Annotated in this window: 2 protein-coding genes; both read left to right on the forward strand. The window is 63.6% G+C overall.

Annotation, left to right across the window (positions count from 1 at the left end):
* Window positions 1-728 (forward strand): TIGR03747 family integrating conjugative element membrane protein (locus ACESMD_RS08730; protein WP_372612281.1); only part of this gene is annotated, 728 nt, incomplete at its 5' end.
* 57 nt (window positions 729-785) lie between these two features.
* On the forward strand, window positions 786-2,068 hold a 1,283-nt coding region (locus ACESMD_RS08735), incomplete at its 3' end, for an IS91 family transposase (protein WP_372612283.1).

Consider the following 2,068-nt stretch of genomic DNA (forward strand, 5'->3'; position numbering starts at 1 on the left):
CATCAGAGCCGCAAGAGGGAAACATGGCAGGTGCACAGGAACCTGTGTCCATGTACACGTCACAATTGCGGATAGCAGCGCTGGCAGAGCGCTTCCCGCAGCGTGCCTTCACGTCGCTGGCCCATCATCTTGATGCCCAGTGGCTGAAGACGGCCTACCTGATGACGCGCCGTGATGGCGCCGTCGGGGTTGATGGCCAGACGGCGGACGACTTCGGTCGCAGCTTGGTCAGTTCCAATCCCGCACGGTTCACTAAGACCGTCGCCGATCGGGCGTACTACGTGCTATACGAGGTCACGCGGGTTGCCGACTTTATCGAATGGGTCGGTCGTCCTCCCGCATCAGGCGAGTCGGGTTTGCGTCCACGACTTCATGCCGTGTTCCTACCAGTCGCCGAGTACGTGTTGGCGGCGATGCAGGTGACCCAAGTGTTCTCCGTGCGCCTGGCCATACTCGTGCTTGCGACACCGGTCTTCATCATGTTCACCCTGGTCGCCATCGTCGACGGCCTGGTGAAGCGAGATCTGCGCCGATGGGGCGGGGGACGCGAGAGTTCCTTCGTTTACCATTGGGCCAAGCGCTCGGCTTTGCCGCTGCTCGTGCTCACCTGGGTGATTTACCTGGCGCTGCCATTCAGCCTGCACCCGGCCTTCGTCGTGCTGCCGTTCGCGACACTGTTCGCGCTGAGCTTGGAGGTGACGGCGAGCGCGTTTAAGAAATACTTGTAGGGATAGCCACTCAGCCTGATACCCTGATCCGCAGGACGACTTCGCAAGGATGCGATTATGTTGCCTTCGTCGGCTGGCGGGGAAGTCAGTTCGGGTGTCGGCGCGCCGCCGTATGTGCGCCACCGCCCGGAGCGCACCCTCCTTTATCAACTTGTCGAGGAATACTATCCCGCGTTCAAGGCGCACCTGGCGGCGCAGGGCACGGACTTGCCGGGGTATGTGGAGCAGGAGTTCGAAGACTACCTCAAGTGCGGGCGTCTCGAGCACGGGTTTCTGCGAGTCCGCTGCGACACCTGTCATGCCGAGCACCTGGTCGCGTTCAGCTGCAAACGTCGCGGCTTCTGCCCCAGCTGCGGCGCCCGGCGCATGGCCGAGAGCGCCGCGCTGCTGGTCGACGAGGTGTTTCCCGAGCAGCCGGTGCGCCAGTGGGTGTTGAGCGTCCCGTTTCCGTTGCGCTTCTTGTTCGCGAGTCACCCCGAGGTCATGGGCCGGGTGCTCGGCATTGTCTATCGTAGCATCGCCACACACCTGATCAAGAAGGCGGGGTTCTCACGTAGGACGGCCCAGGCCGGCGCGGTCACCCTGATCCAGCGCTTCGGCAGCGCGCTCAACCTCAACGTCCACTTCCACATGTTGTTCCTCGACGGGGTGTACGTCGAGCGTCCCGACGGCTCGCTGCGGTTCCGCTGGGTGAAGGCACCGACCAGCGCCGAGCTTGCCCGACTGACCCAGGCCTTGGCGCTGCGCATCGGCCGCTACCTCGAACGCCAGGGGTTGCTGGAGCGCGATGCGGAGAACAGCTATCTGGCCGGTGACGAACTTGAGGCCGGGCCGATGGAACAGCTCCTGGGTTCGTCGATCACCTACCGCATCGCCATTGGGCCGCAACAGGGCCGCAAGGTGTTCACGCTACAGACGCTGCCGGCGTGTGAGGAGCCGTTCGATGACGGAGTCGGAAAGGTTGCTGGATTTTCCCTGCACGCCGGCGTGGCGGCGCGAGCGGCTCAACGCCAGAAGCTCGAACGGTTGTGTCGATACATCAGTCGGCCGGCAATTGCGCAGCAGCGTCTGTCGCTCACGCCGAAGGGCAACGTCCGTTACCAGCTGAAGACGCCGTACCGAGACGGCACGACGCACGTCATCTTCGAGCCACTGGATTTCATCGCCCGACTGGCTGCCCTGGTGCCGAAGCCGCGCGTGAATCTGACGCGCTTTCACGGTGTGTTTGCGCCGAACAGCAAGCACCGAGCGATGGTGACACCGGCCAGGCGGGGCAAAGGGAACAAGGCTAAAGTATCGGATGAGCCGCCAACGCCCGCCGAGCGCCGCGCATCGATGAC

It is taken from the genome of Halomonas sp., assembly GCF_041689495.1.
Lineage (GTDB): Bacteria > Pseudomonadota > Gammaproteobacteria > Pseudomonadales > Halomonadaceae > Halomonas.